Genomic DNA, 17,481 nt, shown 5'->3' on the forward strand with positions numbered 1-17,481 from the left:
CAGCCGGGAGAGTCCGCGGTCACGGCGTCCGGGAGGCCTGGGCGGGCCGCTCTCCACCTGGCTGCACCGGGCCGGAGGCCGCACGGATGCTGCTGAGGGCTGCGGCAACCACAGCCTGCGGCGTGATGTCGAATTCCCGGTAGAGGCGCTGATAGTCGGCGGAGGCGCCGAAGTGCTCCAGACTGACGATGTGGCCCGCGTCGCCCACGATGTCGCGCCAGCCTTGACCGACGGCCGCCTCGACGCTCACACGGGCGCGCACAGCGGGTGGCAACACCGCGTTCCGATAGGCAGAGGGCTGGGCGTGGAACCACTCCCGGCACGGCATGGACACCACGCGTGCCTCGTACCCCTCGGCGGCCAGCAGGTCACGCGCCTGCAGGGCGATGTGCACCTCCGAGCCGGTCGCGACAAGGACGACGTCGGGCTGCCCGTCGGCGCAGTCCACGAGGACGTACGCGCCGCGGGCCGCTTCCTCGGCCGGGGCATGGGTGTCGGTGCCCCGTTCCAGGACGGGCAGCGGCTGCCGGGTGAGTACGAGACCGGCGGGCCTGTCCTGATGCTCGATGATGGTGCGCCAGCAGACGCTGGTCTCGTTCGCATCGGCCGGCCGTACGACGTCGAGGCCAGGAATCGCCCGTAGCGCGGCCAGGTGCTCGACGGGCTGATGGGTCGGCCCGTCCTCGCCCAACCCGATGGAGTCATGCGTCCAGACGTAGGTGGCCGGGAGCCGCATGAGCGCTGCCAGACGGACAGCCGGACGCATGTAGTCGCTGAAGACGAGGAATGTGCCGCCGTAGGGACGTGTCAGCCCCTGCAGCGCGATGCCGTTGAGGATTGCGGCCATGGCGTGCTCACGGATGCCGAAGTGCAATGTCCGCCCATAGGGATTGCCCTTCCATTCGGCCGTCTGCTTGGCGACCGGGATGAAGGAAGGTTCCCCCTTCATCGTGGTGTTGTTGCTCCCCGCAAGATCGGCGGACCCACCCCACAGTTCGGGCAGGACGGGCGCCAGCGCCGTCAGAACCTCGCCGGACGCCTTGCGGGTGGCCATTCCGGCAGGGTCGGCGGGGAAAGCCGGCAGCTTGTCGGCCCAGCCGTCGGGCAGACGCCGGTCGCGCAACCGGTCAAGCAGCGCGGCCCGGTCAGGATGGGCAGCGCGCCACCTCTCGTACACGCTGTCCCACTGGCAACGCGCAGCAGCACCCCGCTCCCGCACCTTCCTGACGTGGGCAAGGACTTCATCCTCCACGACGAAGCTCCGACCCGGGTCGAAGCCCAGCAAGGTCTTGGTGGCGGCGACCTCTTCGTCACCGAGCGCTGCACCATGGGCCTTTCCGGTGTTCTGCTTCGTGGGGGCGGGCCAGCCGATGACCGTACGCAGCACGATCATGGACGGCCGCGAAGCGTCCTGCTTGGCGGCCGTGATCGCCGCCGAGAGGGCGTCGACGTCCTCGACGTAGGAGCCCGTGAGTGTGAAGTCGACTGTCTGCACGTGCCATCCGTACGCGGAGTAGCGCGCGACGACATCCTCGCTGAACGAGATCTCGGTGTCGTCCTCGATCGAGATGTGGTTGGAGTCGTAGAAGACGACCAGATTGCCCAGTTCCTGGTGCCCGGCGAGCGAACTCGCCTCCGATGTGACTCCTTCCATGAGGTCGCCGTCCGAGGCGACGACGTACACGTGATGGTCGAATGGGCTCTCACCCGGCGGGGCGTCGGGATCCAGCAGCCCACGCTCGCGTCGTGCCGCCAGCGCCATCCCCACCGCGGCGGCCAGCCCCTGGCCCAGCGGGCCCGTGGTGACCTCCACACCCCGGGAGTGGCGGTATTCCGGATGCCCCGGTGTTGCGGAGCCCCAGGTACGGAGCTGCTCGAGATCCTGCAGCTCCAGTCCGTACCCGCTGAGGTACAGCTGGATGTACAGAGTGAGACTCGAGTGCCCGCAGGAGAGCACGAATCGATCGCGTCCCAGCCATTGGTCATCGGCAGGGTCGTGGCGCATGACCTGTTGGAACAGCAGATAGGCCAGCGGGGCCAGGCTCATCGCGGTTCCCGGATGACCGTTTCCCACCTTCTGGACCGCGTCAGCGGCCAGAACACGTACGGTGTCCACCGCTCGTACATCCAGCAGACCCCAGCCCACCGTGTCCGCGACCGGAAGTGCGAGCTTCGCATCACGACCCGCAATCATTCTGCCGGCTGCCTGTCGCTCATCCATGGCACTGCCTTTCTGGTTGCTTCGACGACCTTTTGGGCGCCTCGGTTTGCCCAGCGCCATACCGCTGGCCTGCGTATCCGCGCTTACGGGGAGGGAACGGCCCCGCCCCGGCCGCTTTCACCGGCGACCGACGTCGTGCGGCGGGACTCGTGATGGCCCCCGATGAGAGGGGAGAGGCAGCCGGTCGACCGATGCGCAGCGCCCGCAGGCTTGGATCCCGGTGAGCCGCGCCGACGCACAGGCCGTGCGCCCGCCCGCGGCCGCCGGGAACCACTCGAACCCCTGGCACGGGCTGAAGCGTCCCCGCTGCGGTCGCTGGTACGACCGCATGCGCTCACTGCTCCGAGCAGGGGCACCGGCAAGTCCGATGCGCAGTTGTCGGCCCCGCATCGGGCTCCCATCGCCGCTCTGCCGTGAAGCGTCATTATCAACAGGCGTCGCGCTGGCTGAATGCCGCGACATGCCGTTGACAGACGTCTCCCGACGGAAGGCCGGCGGACCGACGGGTCGGGCCGATGACTCCCTCGGACGCCGGAGCGCCGGCCCGACCGGCGGTGTGCGGGCCGACAGCGTCATCGTGCGCCGTTGGCGCATGGCTCCGGTGCGTGCCTGGCGCACGGTCTGCTGCGGCCACTTCCTTTCCTGATCGGTCGGCCGGTGCGAACCCGCACGGCCCAGCACCGTTGGCGTCGCACTCCGGCAGGTAATAGGACAGGGATAACGGTGGCACGGAGGAGTGGGCCGGAATGCAGATCGTTGTCGACCTCAATCGGTGCCAGGGCTACGCGCAGTGCGTGTTTCTCGCTCCTCAGGTGTTCGAACTGCATGGCGAGGAGGCCCTGATGTTCAGGCCGAGAGTGCCCGACGATCAGCATGAGCGCGTCCGGCGCGCGGCGGCGGCCTGTCCGGTACAGGCCATCCTGGTCGGCGAGCCGGCAGGCCTCGGCGCCTCGTGATCGGCGAGGGCCGGGTCGTCGTCGTCGGTGCGTCGCTGGCCGGTCTGCGCGCCGCCGAGACGCTGCGCGAGGGAGGCTTCGCCGGATCGCTGACCCTGGTCGGGGAGGAGCCGCACCCCCCGTACGACAGACCACCACTGTCCAAGCAGGTGCTGCTCGGGCGGGTGCGCGCGCAGGATGTCGCGCTGCCGAGCCGTCGTGCGGTGGACGCCCGGTGGAAGCTCGGTGTACGTGCCGTTGGGGTCGACCCGATCGAGAAGCGGGTGATCCTCGCCGACGGTGAACAACTCGCCTACGACCGGCTGCTGATCGCCACCGGAACCCGGGCCCGACCCTGGCCGAACGCCGACGAAGCCCGTCTGGACGGCGTACTCACCCTGCGTACGAACGACGATGCGGCCCGCCTCGCCGAACGTCTCGACGCCGGACCGCGCCGGGTGCTGGTGATCGGCGCCGGATTCATCGGCTCGGAGATCGCCTCCGCCTGCCGGGAGCGCGGTCTCGACGTAACCGTCGCCGAACGCGGACCCTCGCCCCTCGTCGGCGCGCTCGGCGGGACACTCGGAACCTATGCCGGGAAGCTGCAACGCGCGCACGGAGTCGACCTCCGCTGCGGCGTGACCGTCACCGCGCTGAAGGGCCGCAACGGCCGGCTCACCGGCGCCGAATTCTCCGACGGCGGCCGGATCGACGCCGATGTCGCCGTGGTCGCCCTGGGCGCCCTCCGCAACACCGAATGGCTTGACGGATCAGGCCTGGCCGCGGGCCCCCGTGGCGTCGCGTGCGACGCGGGGTGCCGAGCTTTCGACATGTACGGGATCGTCACCGACGATGTCTTCGTCGCCGGAGACGTGGCACGCTTCCCGCACCCGCTCTTCGAGTACCAGATGCTGTCCCTCGAACACTGGGGCAATGCCGTTGCGCAGGCCGAGGTGGCGGCCCACAACATGATCAGCCCGGGCCCACGCAGGCGCCCGCACCTGACCGTTCCCGCCTTCTGGTCGAGCCAGTTCGGTCTGAACATCAAGTCCGTGGGAGTGCCGACCTTCTCCGACCAAGTGGTCATTGCCCAGGGCTCGTTGCGCGAGGGCCGCTTCGTCGCCGTCTACGGATACCGGGGGCGCATCACCGCGGCGGTCAGTGTGAACCGCGCCAAGTGGCTGGAGTACTACCAGTACCTCATCGAGACGGCGGCACCGTTTCCCCCCGCGCCCGGTGCCGCCGACCGGCCCGGTTCGTCCGATCCCGTCCCCTCCGACGTGCCGTCCCCGCAGTTGCTCTCGCACGGCCCGACCGTGGCTCTCACCGGTCATCTGCCCGACAGGCACCTGACGCTGGTGCGCAACGAACCGTTCCCGACCGCCACCCACCGTCGATGAGGAGCCCCACGCATGCCCCCGGACACTCTCTTTGAGCGCATCACCGATTACGCGAACCGCGCCGACCCGTATCCGCTCTACGCGGAACTGCGCGAGAGCGGGGTGGTACGACAGGGCGACGGCAGCTACCTGGTGGGCACCTACCACGAGATCGCCGCTCTGCTTCATGACCCACGGATCAGTTCGGACCTCCGTAACCGTAAGGACCCGGACCCGGACGTGGCGCTGGCCACGACGGACGAACTGCCGCCGGCCTTCATCAGAGTCGACGACCCCGAACACGACCGGCTCCGCCGCCTCGCCATGCGCCCCTTCGGTCCGCCGCACTCCCCGGGACGGATCGACGCCCTGCACGAGGACATCACCCGCATCGCCGAGGAACTGATCCGCTCGTTCCAGGACAAGGACCGGATCGACCTCGTCGACGATTTCGCCTACCCGCTCCCCGTCACCGTGATCTGTCGGCTCCTGGGCGTGCCCCAGGAGGATGTGCCCCGTGTCCGCGCCTGGACGAACGCGATCATCGCCGGTTTCGACCCCACGCCCGGGGACGACCCGGAGCAGCGCCGGCGGTCGGCCGAGGAGGCGCGGATGGCGATGGCGCACTATCTGGGCGCACTCGCCGAAGAGCGGCGCGGCCACCCGTCCGGGGACCTGCTCTCCGCCCTTGCCAATGACGAAGGCCCCGAAGGGCGCCTCACGCATCCGGAACTGATGGCCACAGCGGTACTGCTGCTCATCGCCGGTCACGAGACGACCGTCAACCTGATCGCCAACGGCATGCTCACCCTGCTGCGCCATCCCGACATCCTGGAGCGACTGCGCGCCGCGCCCGAACTCATGCCGAGGGCGGTGGAGGAAATGCTGCGCTACGAGCCCCCTGTCCACTTTCTGCCACATCGCTCGCCGCTCACCGATATCGACGTCGGGGGCATCACCATTTCCAAGGGCGCACCCCTGATCCTCGTGCTGGCGTCCGGCAACCGGGACCCCCTGAGATTCCATGACCCCGACCGGTTCGACCCGATGCGCGAGGACAACCAGCACTTCGGCTTCGGCAGCGGTATCCACAACTGCTTCGGTGCCCCGCTTGCCCGTATCGAGGCGCAGATCGCGCTCGACGCGCTCCTCCGCCACCTCGACGACCCCCGTTTGGTCGAGGACCCGCCTCCGTACCGGCGAAGCCCCGTGCTGCGAGGTCCCCGCCATCTCCTGGTCGAGCGCGCCGCACGAGTTTAGACCGACCGATCACCGATGGGGGATTGCCCGATCGGTGCGTCGGGTTCGGCCTCGTACTACCCGGAACCATCTCGCCTCCGCGACGTCCGGCAGGGGCCAGTGATGTGCAGAGCGAGGCTGCGGGCCGAGGTCCGTAACCGAAGAGGCGGTCACCGGAAGATCCGATGACCGCCTCAGACATGTGGGGGATGCTGGTGCCCCTCTCGGCAATGGTTTCCCCGTCGTGGGGCAAACATTGCCGGTCACGCCCTAGTCGCAGGTACCCGCGAACGTCCCGCGCGTCACCACGTCCGTGGCAGCTGCCGTGGTGTCCAGCCAGACGATGCGCTGTCCGTCACCGAGCGACGGGGCCAGCTGCGAACCGGAGGAGCAGGAGGCGAGGCTGAAGTTGTTCAGCCCGGCCAGCACGTCCGCCGTCGTGGAGACCTTCACCTTGGTCGGGCCGTTCCAGGCGCCGAGGGCGCCCCAGATGTCGTACGTCGAGTAGGCGAAGTACTCGTCGCTGACCGAGAACTGGGCGACGTACAGACTCTTCGGGTAGGTCAGGTTCTTCATCTGGGTCACGTCGGCGGCCGGCGTCGATCCGATGGTGGTGCTCGGGATCAGGAACCCGCCGCTGGTGCGGTAGAAGACGCGGTCCGAGGTGAGCTGGATGTCGGAGATCCAGTTGAACAGGAAGCCGGTGATCCGCTTGCTCTGGGTCTTCCCCGTGGCGATGTCGTAGACGTACAGGTACGTCCCGTCGCCGCCGGCCCAGGCGATGGTGCCGTTCTTCATGGCGAGGCGCGAGGCCTTGGTGCCGGCATCGGGCGTCACGTTGACCGTGGTGCCGTCGGCCCTCAGGAGCATGACGTCCTGCTCGCCGTCGGCAGTGGTGCTGATGTAGGCGAGGGCGCCGTTCTCCGTGACCGGCTCGGTCTCGTCGGCGTCCGGGGTGTCGACCAGCTTCTTGACCGCGCCCTGACCCTTGTCGCCGGCCTGGTAGATGCCGACTCCGGCGGCGGAGATCCGGGTGAAGACGACACGCTCGTCGTCGAGGGACGGGTCCATGAGGTAGGCGTCCGACTGCGCCAGCTCGTGCTGGGGCTCCTTGCCGAATCGTCCGACCGTGATGCCGAAGGCGGCGCCGCCCTGATCCCAGGCGATCGCGTCACCGTGGCCGGCCACTTGATCGCCCGCATTGCCTTCCGGGTGATATTCCTGCTGCGGACGGGTGTCGGAAACCACAGCCGCCGAGCTGGGTGCACAGGCTGTTCGACCAGGATGAGCCGGCTCTCACCGCAGGCCCGGCCGATCCCCATCAGAAAGGAAATTTCCATGGATGAGCAGGATGAGCGCTTCGACGTCGTCGTACTCGGAGCAGGCCCAGGCGGATATGTCGCCGCCATTCGCGCCGCCCAGTTGGGCAAGCGCGTCGCCGTCGTCGAGGCCAAATACTGGGGCGGCGTCTGTCTGAACGTCGGTTGCATCCCCAGCAAGGCCTTGCTGCGCAACGCCGAACTGGCACACATTGTCACACGCGAGTCCAAGACCTTCGGTATCAAGGTCGAAGGGCAGGTGTCCTTCGACTACGGCGAGGCGTTCCGGCGCAGTCGCCGTGTCGCGGACGGCCGGGTCAAGGGCGTCCACTACCTGATGAAGAAGAACGGGATCACAGAGATCAGCGGCCGTGGCACGTTTGTGGACTCGCACACGCTCGACGTGGCCCTCTTCGACGGCTCGACCCAGACGATCAGCTTCGACCACTGCATCATCGCCGCCGGAGCGACTCCGACGCTGCTGCCGGGGACCCGCCGCACCTCACGCGTGGTGACGTACGAAGAGCAGATCCTTGCCGAGGACCTGCCGCAGTCCATTCTGATCGCGGGCGCCGGTGCCATCGGCGTCGAATTCGCGTATGTCTTGCACAACTACGGCGTGAAGGTCACCGTCGTTGAGTTCCTGGACCGGATGGCGCCGCTCGAGGACGCGGACGTCTCCGCCGAACTGGCCCGGCAATACAGGAAGTTGGGTATCGGCGTACTCACCTCCACCCGCGTCGATTCGATCGACGAGTCCGGCCCGCAGGTCCGCGTCACGGTCACCGGCAAGGACGGCGCCCAGCAGGTCCTGGAGGCCGACAAGGTTCTGCAGGCGATCGGCTTCACACCGAACGTCACCGACTACGGTCTGGAGAGCACGGGCGTACGCATCACCGAGCGCGGCGCGATCGATGTCGACGGCCGCTGCCGCACATCCGTTCCGCACATCTACGCGATCGGCGACGTCACCGCGAAGCTGATGCTCGCGCACGCCGCCGAGGCGATGGGCGTGGTCGCGGCCGAGACCATCGCGGGAGCCGAGACCATGGAGCTCGACTACCCGATGATCCCGCGCGCCACCTACTGTCAGCCGCAGATCGCGAGCTTCGGCTGGACCGAGGAGCAGGCGCGCGAGAAGGGCTTCGACGTCAAGGTGGCCAAGTTCCCCTTCACCGCGAACGGCAAGGCGCACGGACTGGGCGACACGACCGGCTTCGTGAAGCTGATCAGCGATGCGAAGTACGGCGAGATCATCGGCGCCCACCTCGTCGGCCCGGACGTCACCGAACTACTGCCGGAGCTCACCTTGGCTCAGCAGTGGGACCTGACGGTCCACGAGGTCGCTCGCAACATCCACGCCCACCCGACGCTCGGCGAGGCGGTCAAGGAGGCCGTGCACGGACTTGCCGGGCACATGATCAACATGTGAGCACGCGGCGCCCCACGTTTGCCCCCGGACTCCGTCGGCTCCGTCCCCGGGGGCCGGGGCAGGCCCTGCTTGCGTTCCCCTACGCGTTCAGACGTGTCCGGCGGCCCGTGATGCCGCAGGAGCTGAACGCAGCGAGGCACCCGGCGATGAGCGTCGCACCGGCGAAACCAGTTGACGGGTAGGGCACCCCACCCGATGTCCATCATCCTGTCTCGGCTCACAGGCCGGTCCGGGAGGACGGACGTCAGCGGGCGACGAGCAGGGCAACGCCGAGGACGCCGGTCATCACGCCGATGCCGGCCGTGACGGCCAGCAGACAGCGTGTTCTGAGAAATCGGTAGCGGGTCGCGTACTCGATGACGAGTTCGGCCGACCGGGCGGAGACCCGGGCGTCGATCGCCCGCGAAGCGGCAGCCCAGTCGGCAGCGAAGACACGTTCGACGTCGGCCCGCTGAGCATCCGTCAGCCAGGGCAGCCGCTCAGCGAAGCGGACGGCCCGGCGGCGCGCCTCTTCGACCTCCGCACTCGACAGGAGGTAGTCGCCGAGCCGAGCGAGCGGGCCGTCGTCCTCCCTATCAGCCCCTACGAACACGCTGTCCTCCGGCACGTGTCCTCACTCCTGCTCGTCCCCCGCCGCCGCTGTCGCCGGGGCGGCCCGGTGTCTGCCGATCTCCTCGATGGAACTGATCTCCGGGTGATGGAGGTCGAATGCCGGGGATTCGGAGCGGATCCGCGGCAGCGTGAGGAAGTTGTGCCGCGGCGGCGGGCAGGAGGTCGCCCACTCCAGCGAACGGCCATAGCCCCACGGGTCGTCGACGCCGACCGGCTTGCCGTACTTGGCGGTCTTCCACACGTTGTAGAAGAACGGCAGCATCGACAGTCCGAGGAGGAACGAGGAGATGGACGAGACCGTGTTCAGCAAGGTGAAGCCGTCGGCGGCGAGGTAATCCGCGTAACGACGCGGCATGCCCTCCGCGCCGAGCCAGTGCTGCACCAGGAACGTGCCGTGGAAGCCCACGAACAGCGTCCAGAACGTGATCTTGCCGAGCCGCTCGTCCAGCATCTTGCCGGTGAACTTCGGCCACCAGAAATGGAATCCGGCGAACATCGCGAAGACCACGGTACCGAAGACGACGTAGTGGAAGTGCGCGACGACGAAGTAGGAGTCCGAGACGTGGAAGTCCATCGGCGGTGAGGCCAGGATGGCGCCGGTCAGACCACCGAAGAGGAACGTGACGAGAAAGCCGACCGTCCAGAGCATCGGTGTCTCGAAGGAGGCTGAACCTCCCCACATCGTGCCGATCCAGTTGAAGAACTTCACACCGGTCGGTACCGCGATGAGGAATGTCATGAACGAGAAGAACGGCAACAGCACACCGCCGGTGACGTACATGTGGTGCGCCCACACAGTAATCGACAGGCCCGCGATGGCGATCGTCGCGGAGATCAGACCGACATAACCGAAGATCGGTTTGCGGCTGAAGACGGGAATGATTTCGGAAGCGATTCCGAAGAACGGCAAGGCGATGATGTACACCTCTGGATGTCCGAAGAACCAGAAGAGGTGTTGCCAGAGCAGTGCGCCGCCATTGGCCGCGTCGAACACATGCGCACCGAACTTGCGGTCCGCCTCCAGCGCGAAGAGCGCGGCGGCGAGCACCGGGAAGGCCAGCAGGACCAGCACGGCGGTCAGCAGGACGTTCCACACGAAGATCGGCATCCGGAACATCGTCATGCCGGGTGCGCGCATGCAGACGATCGTGGTGATGAAGTTGACCGAACCGAGGATCGTGCCGAATCCGGAGAAGGCCAGGCCCATGATCCACAGGTCGCCGCCGACGCCCGGCGACCGGACGGCGTCCGTGAGCGGGGAGTAGGCGAACCAGCCGAAGTCCGCCGCACCCTGCGGGGTGATGAAACCGCTGACGGCGATGATCGAGCCGAAGAGGTACAGCCAGTAGGCGAACATGTTCAGCCGCGGGAACGCCACGTCGGGCGCGCCGATCTGCAGCGGCATGATCCAGTTCGCGAACCCGGCGAACAGCGGCGTCGCGAACATCAGCAGCATGACCGTGCCGTGCATCGTGAACAACTGGTTGAACTGCTCGTTCGACAGGATCTGCGTGCCGGGGCGGGCCAGCTCGGCGCGCATGAGGAGCGCCAGCACACCGCCGATGACGAAGAACGCGAACGACGTGACCAGGTACATCGTGCCGATCGTCTTGTGATCGGTGGTAGTCGCCCATTTCACGACGATGCTGCCCGGCCGCTTTTGCTTTGCCGGCAGTTCGTCCTCGTATGAATCGTCGGAATCAGCCGGTCCGACGGTGACCCTGTTCGCCACTTCAACGCTCCTTCGGCCGACGGCATACCGGCCACGCGGGAACTGTAGGCGAGAGGCTCCCGGCTGGCGAAGTGAGCCGCTGGGCATTCGGCCGATCGGAGTAGAGATCAGGGCCGCACGCAGGGTGATTGCGATTTCATATGCCCAAGGCTGGAGCGAACACAAGGGAATTGTTTTCCTGTTGAGACCGACCGGCACATAGGTCGGTGTCCTGCGCGGCGGCGGCGACCGCGGCGGTGAGTTCCTCCCGGGTGCGGCCGGGCTGCCCGGCCAGTTCCAGTTCAGCCTTCAGGGTGGTCAGCGGGGTGCGTAGTTCGTGGCCCACGTCGGCGGCGAAGCCCCGCCGGCGGGTGAACCCGACCGTGTTCCGGGTTGCCGCCCGCACCTGCTCGTCATCGGCCGGCGGACGCCTGCCCGCACCGTCGGCGAAGGCGAGGAGCTTGCCGTCGGGCGCGAGAACCTGGGCGACCCGCTCCGCCCCCCTCGGTCACCGAGGGGGTGCCGCACCGGGTGGGGATCACCACGGGCGCTGACCCGAGTGCCCGATTCGGCTCGTCCGCGGGCGCGTGCCGGGGGACGATCGGCGGTGACGGTGTCGCGGCGGGAACACTTGGCGGATCACATGGAGCGGGCCGAGAGGCAGGACGACGGGGTGCCCGGCCGTCTGGAGCGCAGGCATTTCCTTGCTGCTGGCGCGGCTGGTGCGATGGCGGCCGGCTGCCGCTCCTCCGTTGCGAAAGGGCCCCGCACCGAGACCAGCCCGCCCGGTGCCACCCGGTCCACCGGGGACGGTGAGCGGACCCGCGCGGGAAACCCCGACTGGCGTATCCGATCGGAGGGAACGCCCGAGGCCGTCCAGGGATACACCGACAGAGTCAGCGTGCTGCCGGGCGAGGAGTTCGGTCTGTCCGTCTCCACGACCGCTTCTGGTTTCCGGGTCTCGGCTTACCGGGTCGGCTGGTACGGGGGAAACCAGGCGCGCCTGGTGTGGCGTTCACGCCGTATCGCCGGCTCGGTCCAGGCCCGGCCCCGGCTGCTGGAGGTCACACGCACCGTGCGGGCCGACTGGAAGCGCACGCTCGGCGTACGTACCGACGGCTGGCCGGAGGGTGCGTACCTGCTCCGGCTGGAGGCAGACAACGGCCATCAGCGCTATGTGCCGTTGATCGTCCGTTCGGCGTCCGGCGCGGGCAGGACAGTGGTGATGCACGCGGCGTCGACCTGGCAGGCGTACAACGCCTGGGGCGGGTACAGCCTCTATCAGGGCGAGGACGGCGCGTACGCGACACGGTCGCTCGCTGTCAGCTTCGACCGGCCCTATGACCGCAGCGGCGCCGAGAAGTTCATGGTCTACGAGAGGGCGGTAGTCGTTCTCGCGGAGCGGCTGGGAATTCCGCTCGCCTACACCACGGGGGTGGACGTCCACCGCGAGCCCGGCGTGCTTCAGGGCGCCCGTGCGGCGCTCTCCCTGGGCCACGACGAGTACTGGAGCCCACAGCAACGGGACCACGTGACCCGGGCGCGTGACTCCGGTACCAATGTGGCCTTCCTCGGCGCCAACGCCTGCTTCCGCCGGATCAGGCTGGAGGGGGGACCCACCGGCGACGCACGCACGGTGGTCTGTTACAAATCGGACTACCGAGCAGACCCGTACCTCGCTGACCATCCGGCCCTGCCGACACATGACTTCCGACAGCCGCCCGGAGCCGACCCCGAATCCTCCCTCACCGGCGTCCTTTACGAGGGCTATCCGGTCGACGCCCCGTATGTGGTCCACGCCGATGACCACTGGCTCTTCGAAGGGACCGGGGTCAGACGCGGAGACTCCTTCGACCACCTGGTCGGGGTGGAGTACGACCGGGTCACGCCGGGGATGCCCACCCCGGCGCCGCTTGAGGTCGTTGCGCACTCCCCACTCTTCTACAAGGGCACGCCAAGCCATTCCGACTCCGCGTACTACACCGTGCCGAGCGGATCGGGCGTCTTCGCTTCCGGGACGATGCGATGGGTCGAGGCCCTCATGGCCGGAACTCGGGACAACGGACGCAACCATGGAATGGACGCGCGCACCGGGCGGTTCGTCACCCGCACGACGGAGAACCTGATCCGAGCGTTCGCGGAGGGTCCGTGCGGCAGGAACAGGCCGAAGCCCCGGAACAACGTGAGCACTCTCTACCCGCCGCCGCCCCCCTGAACTTCTCCGCCGTCTCCGAAGACGTTCCGCAGACGTTCGTTGTCCTCCGCATCCGGGACATGGCGTCGAACGAGCGGCCCCGGCGAGAGCAGCGCGGCAGCGGCTGTGACAGTGGGGCGCACGCCGATGCAGGATGCCGAGGGCGCAGGCGAGCAGTGCAGCCACAGGCCGGGACAGGGCCCGAGCGCCCCGTCCGGATACTCGCCCTGCGGTCTCCGGCACCGCCGAGAACGTCATCGCGGCCATCCGTCCTGCGCAAGCCGAGCTCTCGAACCGCCACGGACTGACCCGCTTGGCCACCGCCCGCCGACTCGCCCGGGGACGGCAGCACACCGGCGCGTCGGAGCCCCCGCGCCCGGGGCGGCCGGGCCGGGATGACACGGGCCGACCGTTCCTGGCGTCAACACGACGTTCCTCAATTTCTCGCGTTCGACGTAAAAAGGTGGAAAAGCGGGTAACCAGCGCAGCGCGTACGGCATCCTCCCAGGCGTGATGAGCCTGACGGGGACACCGTTCTTCTTGGCCACGATCGCGCTGGCCGTGGCCACCGTGCTGCTGCCCCTGCTGCTGTGGGGTCGGGTACGGGGCCCCGCCCTGGTGCGCGGCGCGGCGCGCCTGGCGATGGTCGTCCTTGCCCAGGCGTCGGCCGTGCTGAGCGTCTTCGTGATGGTCAACAACGAAAACGGCCTGTATGACAGCTGGGCCGACCTGCTCGGCACCGGACAACACATCGTTGCCGCGCCGGACCTCGGGCGTGACGGACTAGGTGACCACAAACGACCGGCGAACGAGCCGAAGGTCGTCCAGGACTTCAGTCCGGTGCATGACGCCCGCATGGGCCCGGGTGTCCGCGTCACCCGGCTGAGCGGTCGGGTGTCGGGGGTGCGCGGCGAGGTGTACGTATGGCTGCCGCCCCAGTACAACCAACCTGCCTCGCGGCACCGGAAGTTCCCGGTGGTCGAGCTCCTCGGCGGCTTCCCCGGATCGGCGAAGGCGTGGTTCAGCGGCTTGCGGGTGCAGTCGCAGCTGGAGGCCCGGATGCGGAGCGGGGAGATCGCCCCGTTCATCCTTGTGGAGCCGCGCACGAATCTGCTGGCAGGCCAGGACACCGGGTGCGCCAACGTGCCGGGTGTCGTGGACGCCGAATCGTGGCTGAGTGTGGACGTCCGGCAGATGGTGATCGACACCTTCCGCGTGCAGAGGCGTGCGCGTGGCTGGGCGGTGGCCGGGTACTCGGCCGGGGCACACTGCGCCGTGAAGATGGCGCTCGCCCACCCCGACCGGTACCGGGCCGCCGTGGGCCTCTCCGGCTACAACGACCCGGCCGCCGAGCCGGTCTCCCTCACGGCCGGTGACCCGGAGCTGCGGCGGGTCAACAATCCGCTGTGGATCCTGCGCCACGCCACCACCCCGCCGCGCGTCGCGCTGTACCTCTCGGGCCGGCGCAACGACGGCTACCGTGACGGCCTCGCGCTGCGGCGGGCGGCAGCACCCCCGACGCGGGTGGTGGTGGTCGAGGCGCGCGGGCCGCACACAATCGGGGTGTGGAAACGCCAAGTGCCGCAGGTCTTCCGCTGGCTGACGGCCGAAATGTCGTCCCCACGCGGGCCGGGTCGCTCCCGCGAGGCGCATGTGACCGATGGCGGCGAGCCGGACCGGGGCGCCTCGGTCCGGCTCGCCGATCAACTGCGGTGAGGACGCCGTCGTGGGCTGCGGTCAGCTCGGTGAGTGCCGCGGCGACGACGGAGATCCAGCACTGTGGCATTGAACCTGCGAGCCGAGCCAGGGCACAGCTCGGCGCGCTACCGCTCGTCGGCCCCGAAGAGGAGGACGCGTGAGAGGCGCGCCGTGTCGGCCCGCCGTCAGCGGCGGGTGCGTCGCAGCCGGCGGCCGAGGAGGACGGCCCCTGTGCCGGCGGCCAGGGACGCTCCCGTGAAACCAGCGAGGGCGGCCTTGGCACGGACACCATTCGCGGACCCGGCAGCTGCCCGGGACGGCCGGGCGGAGGACGGAGTTCCGGCCGCCTGGAGGATCAGGTCGGCGACCGCCGCGGGATGGGCGATCAAGGACACGTGGGAGGAGTTGATCTCGACCGTGTGCGAACCGGCTCGCTTCGCCTGGAAGCGTTCCTGATCCGGGCTGATGGTCTTGTCCTGCCGGCCGACGAGCGCCCAGGACGGGATGTGCTTCCAGGCCGCGACCTTGGCCTTCTCGGAGAACGCGGTTGTAGCGGCGGGCCGCTGGGTGGCCCCCAGCAGATTCGCCTCGCTCACCGGCAGGTCGGCGGCGAAGACCTGGTGAACCTTGTCGCGCTTGAGGTACAGGTCGGTCCCGCTGCGGCCGCTCTCCTGGTACGGGACGGACCTGGTGGCGGTGCCCAGTTCAGTGGGGAACCGCGCGGCCAGCGACATGCCGCTCTCGCCCACGTCGGGCATCAGCGCCGACACGTACACGAGCGACTTCACCCTGGGGTTGCCGGCCGCGGCCGAGCTGATCACGGAGCCGCCGTAGGAGTGGCCCAATGCCGCACTCAGGATGCGCTCGGCCTACCGTCCGACGTGCTCGCCACCTGGGCTCCCGCCCGTATGGTCACCACCACCTCGATCGTCCGGGCCTATACGCCGGACCAGCACCACCGCGTCCCTTGCGAGCCACAACAGCGCGCTCAGCCGGCGGCAGTGCCGAACCACCTGGGCAGCTGGCTGAGCAGATCCCGCTGATCGTCACCGACCCACGCCACGTGGCCGTCCGGCCGCAGCAGCGCCGCGGGCACGTCCAGTTCCTCGCTGACGTCGACGACGTGGTCGACCCGATCTGCCCAGCCCGCCACCGAGAGCCGGCCGGTCTGGTCGAGCAGGAGTCCGCGGCCGCTGTGCATCAGCTCGTAGAGGCGACCGTGCTTCAGACCCACGTCCCGCATCCTTCGGCCGAGCCGTTCATGCCCCTCGCCGAAGTCGTAGCGGACCCCGATCGCCGTGATTTTCTCGACCAGGTACCGGTTCACCTCGTCGAAGTCCATCAGCTCCGACATCAGCCGGCGTACTGCCCGGGGACCCGGCTCGGTGGACATCAGCTGCATCTGCGCGCGGGTGTTGTCCAGCACGTCGGCGGCTACCGGGTGCCGTTCGGTGTGGTAGCTGTCAAGGAGACCCTCGGGCGCCCAGCCGTTGACCGCGGCAGCCAGTTTCCAGCCGAGGTTGAACGCGTCCTGGACGCCGAGATTGAGGCCCTGCCCGCCGGTCGGCGGGTGGATGTGCGCCGCGTCGCCGGCCAGCAGCACTCGGTCGACCCGGTAGCGCTCGGCCTGCCGGGTGGCGTTGCCGAAGCGGGAGAGCCAGCGCGGTGAGTGCGCGCCGAAGTCGGTGTCGGCGTACGCCCGCAGCTGCTGCTTGAACTCATCGAGAGTCGGCGCGGCCGTACGGTCCTCGGCCACCCCCTCGGCAGGCACGATGACGCGGTACGTACCGTCGCCCTGGGGCATGGCGCCGAACCGCGTCTGGGTCTTGCGGACTTCGGCCACCACGGCGGCCAGCTCCTCCGGCGACACGGTCAGCTTCATTTCACCCAGCAGCGTCTCGACCGTGGAGGGCTCACCGGGGAACCGGATGTCGAGGAGCTTGCGCACCGTGCTGCGGCCGCCGTCGCAGCCGACGAGGTAGCGCGAGCGAAGCTGCGCGCCGTCGGCCAGCTCGACGGTCACCCCGTGCTCGTCCTGGCTCAGCCCGACCAGTTCGCAGCACCGCCGGATCTCGGCGCCGAGTTCGGTGGCGTGCTCGGTCAGCAGGCGTTCGGTGACCTGTTGCGGGATGGCGAGGACGTACGAGTGTGCCGTGTCCAGCCGCTCGGGCCACGTCTGGCCGAGGCCGGCGAAGAAGCCGCCGACCGTGACCTTCTTGCCGAGCGAAAGGAACCGCTCCAGCAGACCGCGCTGGTCCATCACCTCGACACTTCGCGCGTGCAGACCCTGCGCACGGGACTGCACGGTCGGCTCCGCCTCCTTGTCCAGCACGAGCACACGCACGCCGTGCAGCCGCAACTCGCCGGCCAGCATCAAGCCGGTCGGCCCGCCGCCGGCAATGATCACGTCAATCATGAAAAACCCCCATGTCAACAAGCTTGCATGTCGCCAGCTGCTCCGCGCAGTCCGGCGGCGCGCACCCGCACTTCTGGCGCCGAGCGTCCGCGACCGCCCCGTGAGTCCCACCGACGGTTCGACCTCCCGCGAGACCCATACGCCGCCAAAGGCGCGCGCATTTCGCGAATCCCTGATTGAGAGGGCGCGCGGATAGGTGGGGCGGCGTCGCGTGCCGATGGGCGGCGCCCGGCGGCGTTGTCGTCGGTCGACGACTCCCCCATAGCCCGAAAGGCATGGGAGGGGCCCCCTCCGCGTCGCCTCCCTCCTCCGCCTTGCCAGGCTT

13 protein-coding genes are annotated in these 17,481 nt (G+C 68.7%); 6 read left to right on the plus strand and 7 right to left on the minus strand.

Annotated features, from left to right (window positions below):
* Positions 1–19 precede the first annotated feature (19 nt).
* The gene (gene tkt, locus AB0N06_RS23915; protein ID WP_366136716.1) at positions 20–2,221 is read right to left on the minus strand and encodes a transketolase; all 2,202 of its coding nucleotides are present in this window, start codon (positions 2,219–2,221) and stop codon (positions 20–22) included.
* A 746-nt stretch (positions 2,222–2,967) separates the two neighbouring features.
* On the opposite strand from tkt, the gene AB0N06_RS23920 reads away from it, so the two are divergent.
* Genes AB0N06_RS23920 through AB0N06_RS23930 form a run of 3 tightly spaced genes read left to right on the plus strand, consistent with a single transcriptional unit; the run spans position 2,968 to position 5,795 of the window.
* Complete coding sequence (locus AB0N06_RS23920; protein ID WP_366136717.1) at positions 2,968–3,177, plus strand: ferredoxin; 210 nt, start codon at positions 2,968–2,970, stop codon at positions 3,175–3,177.
* Complete coding sequence (locus tag AB0N06_RS23925) at positions 3,174–4,556, plus strand: FAD/NAD(P)-binding oxidoreductase (protein WP_366136718.1); 1,383 nt, start codon at positions 3,174–3,176, stop codon at positions 4,554–4,556. The genes AB0N06_RS23920 and AB0N06_RS23925 overlap by 4 nt, the downstream gene beginning before the upstream one ends.
* 12 nt (positions 4,557–4,568) lie before the next feature.
* Complete coding sequence (locus tag AB0N06_RS23930) at positions 4,569–5,795, plus strand: cytochrome P450 (RefSeq protein WP_366136719.1); 1,227 nt, start codon at positions 4,569–4,571, stop codon at positions 5,793–5,795.
* A gap of 249 nt (positions 5,796–6,044) precedes the next feature.
* Here AB0N06_RS23930 and AB0N06_RS23935 read toward each other — a convergent pair whose 3' ends face one another.
* Complete coding sequence (locus AB0N06_RS23935) at positions 6,045–7,022, minus strand: hypothetical protein (RefSeq protein WP_366136720.1); 978 nt, start codon at positions 7,020–7,022, stop codon at positions 6,045–6,047.
* Positions 7,023–7,112: 90 nt separating this feature from the next.
* On the opposite strand from AB0N06_RS23935, the gene lpdA reads away from it, so the two are divergent.
* On the plus strand, positions 7,113–8,525 hold the full coding sequence (gene lpdA, locus AB0N06_RS23940; RefSeq protein ID WP_366136721.1) for a dihydrolipoyl dehydrogenase: 1,413 nt from the start codon (positions 7,113–7,115) through the stop codon (positions 8,523–8,525).
* Between the two features lie 244 nt (positions 8,526–8,769).
* Here the strand turns inward: lpdA and AB0N06_RS23945 are convergent, their stop codons facing one another.
* The 3 genes from AB0N06_RS23945 to AB0N06_RS23955 form a co-directional block, all read right to left on the minus strand.
* Positions 8,770–9,132 carry a hypothetical protein gene (locus AB0N06_RS23945; protein ID WP_366136722.1) on the minus strand — a complete coding sequence of 121 codons (363 nt, stop codon included), beginning with the start codon at positions 9,130–9,132 and terminating at the stop codon, positions 8,770–8,772.
* A 6-nt stretch (positions 9,133–9,138) separates the two neighbouring features.
* A complete protein-coding gene (gene ctaD / locus AB0N06_RS23950; RefSeq protein WP_366136723.1) occupies positions 9,139–10,869 on the minus strand; it encodes a cytochrome c oxidase subunit I in 1,731 nt (576 codons plus the stop codon).
* A gap of 136 nt (positions 10,870–11,005) precedes the next feature.
* A complete protein-coding gene (locus AB0N06_RS23955) occupies positions 11,006–11,254 on the minus strand; it encodes a histidine kinase dimerization/phospho-acceptor domain-containing protein (protein WP_366136724.1) in 249 nt (82 codons plus the stop codon).
* 237 nt (positions 11,255–11,491) lie between these two features.
* Between AB0N06_RS23955 and AB0N06_RS23960 the strand changes: the two genes are divergently transcribed.
* Together AB0N06_RS23960 and AB0N06_RS23965 are read left to right on the plus strand one after the other, a co-directional pair.
* The gene (locus AB0N06_RS23960) at positions 11,492–13,063 is read left to right on the plus strand and encodes a N,N-dimethylformamidase beta subunit family domain-containing protein (protein WP_366136725.1); all 1,572 of its coding nucleotides are present in this window, start codon (positions 11,492–11,494) and stop codon (positions 13,061–13,063) included.
* Between the two features lie 492 nt (positions 13,064–13,555).
* Positions 13,556–14,758 carry an alpha/beta hydrolase-fold protein gene (locus tag AB0N06_RS23965; RefSeq protein ID WP_366136729.1) on the plus strand — a complete coding sequence of 401 codons (1,203 nt, stop codon included), beginning with the start codon at positions 13,556–13,558 and terminating at the stop codon, positions 14,756–14,758.
* A gap of 167 nt (positions 14,759–14,925) precedes the next feature.
* On the opposite strand, the gene AB0N06_RS23970 is transcribed toward AB0N06_RS23965, so the two are convergent.
* Positions 14,926–15,585 (minus strand): alpha/beta hydrolase, encoded by a 660-nt coding sequence (locus AB0N06_RS23970; protein ID WP_366136726.1) that lies wholly within the window; start codon positions 15,583–15,585, stop codon positions 14,926–14,928.
* A 143-nt stretch (positions 15,586–15,728) separates the two neighbouring features.
* Positions 15,729–17,156: a rifampin monooxygenase gene (gene rox / locus AB0N06_RS23975; protein WP_366136727.1), complete on the minus strand. Its 1,428-nt coding sequence runs from the start codon at positions 17,154–17,156 to the stop codon at positions 15,729–15,731.
* Between the last annotated feature and the right edge of the window lie 325 nt (positions 17,157–17,481).

The sequence above is a fragment of the Streptomyces sp. NPDC051020 genome, assembly GCF_040683105.1.
GTDB lineage: Bacteria > Actinomycetota > Actinomycetes > Streptomycetales > Streptomycetaceae > Streptomyces.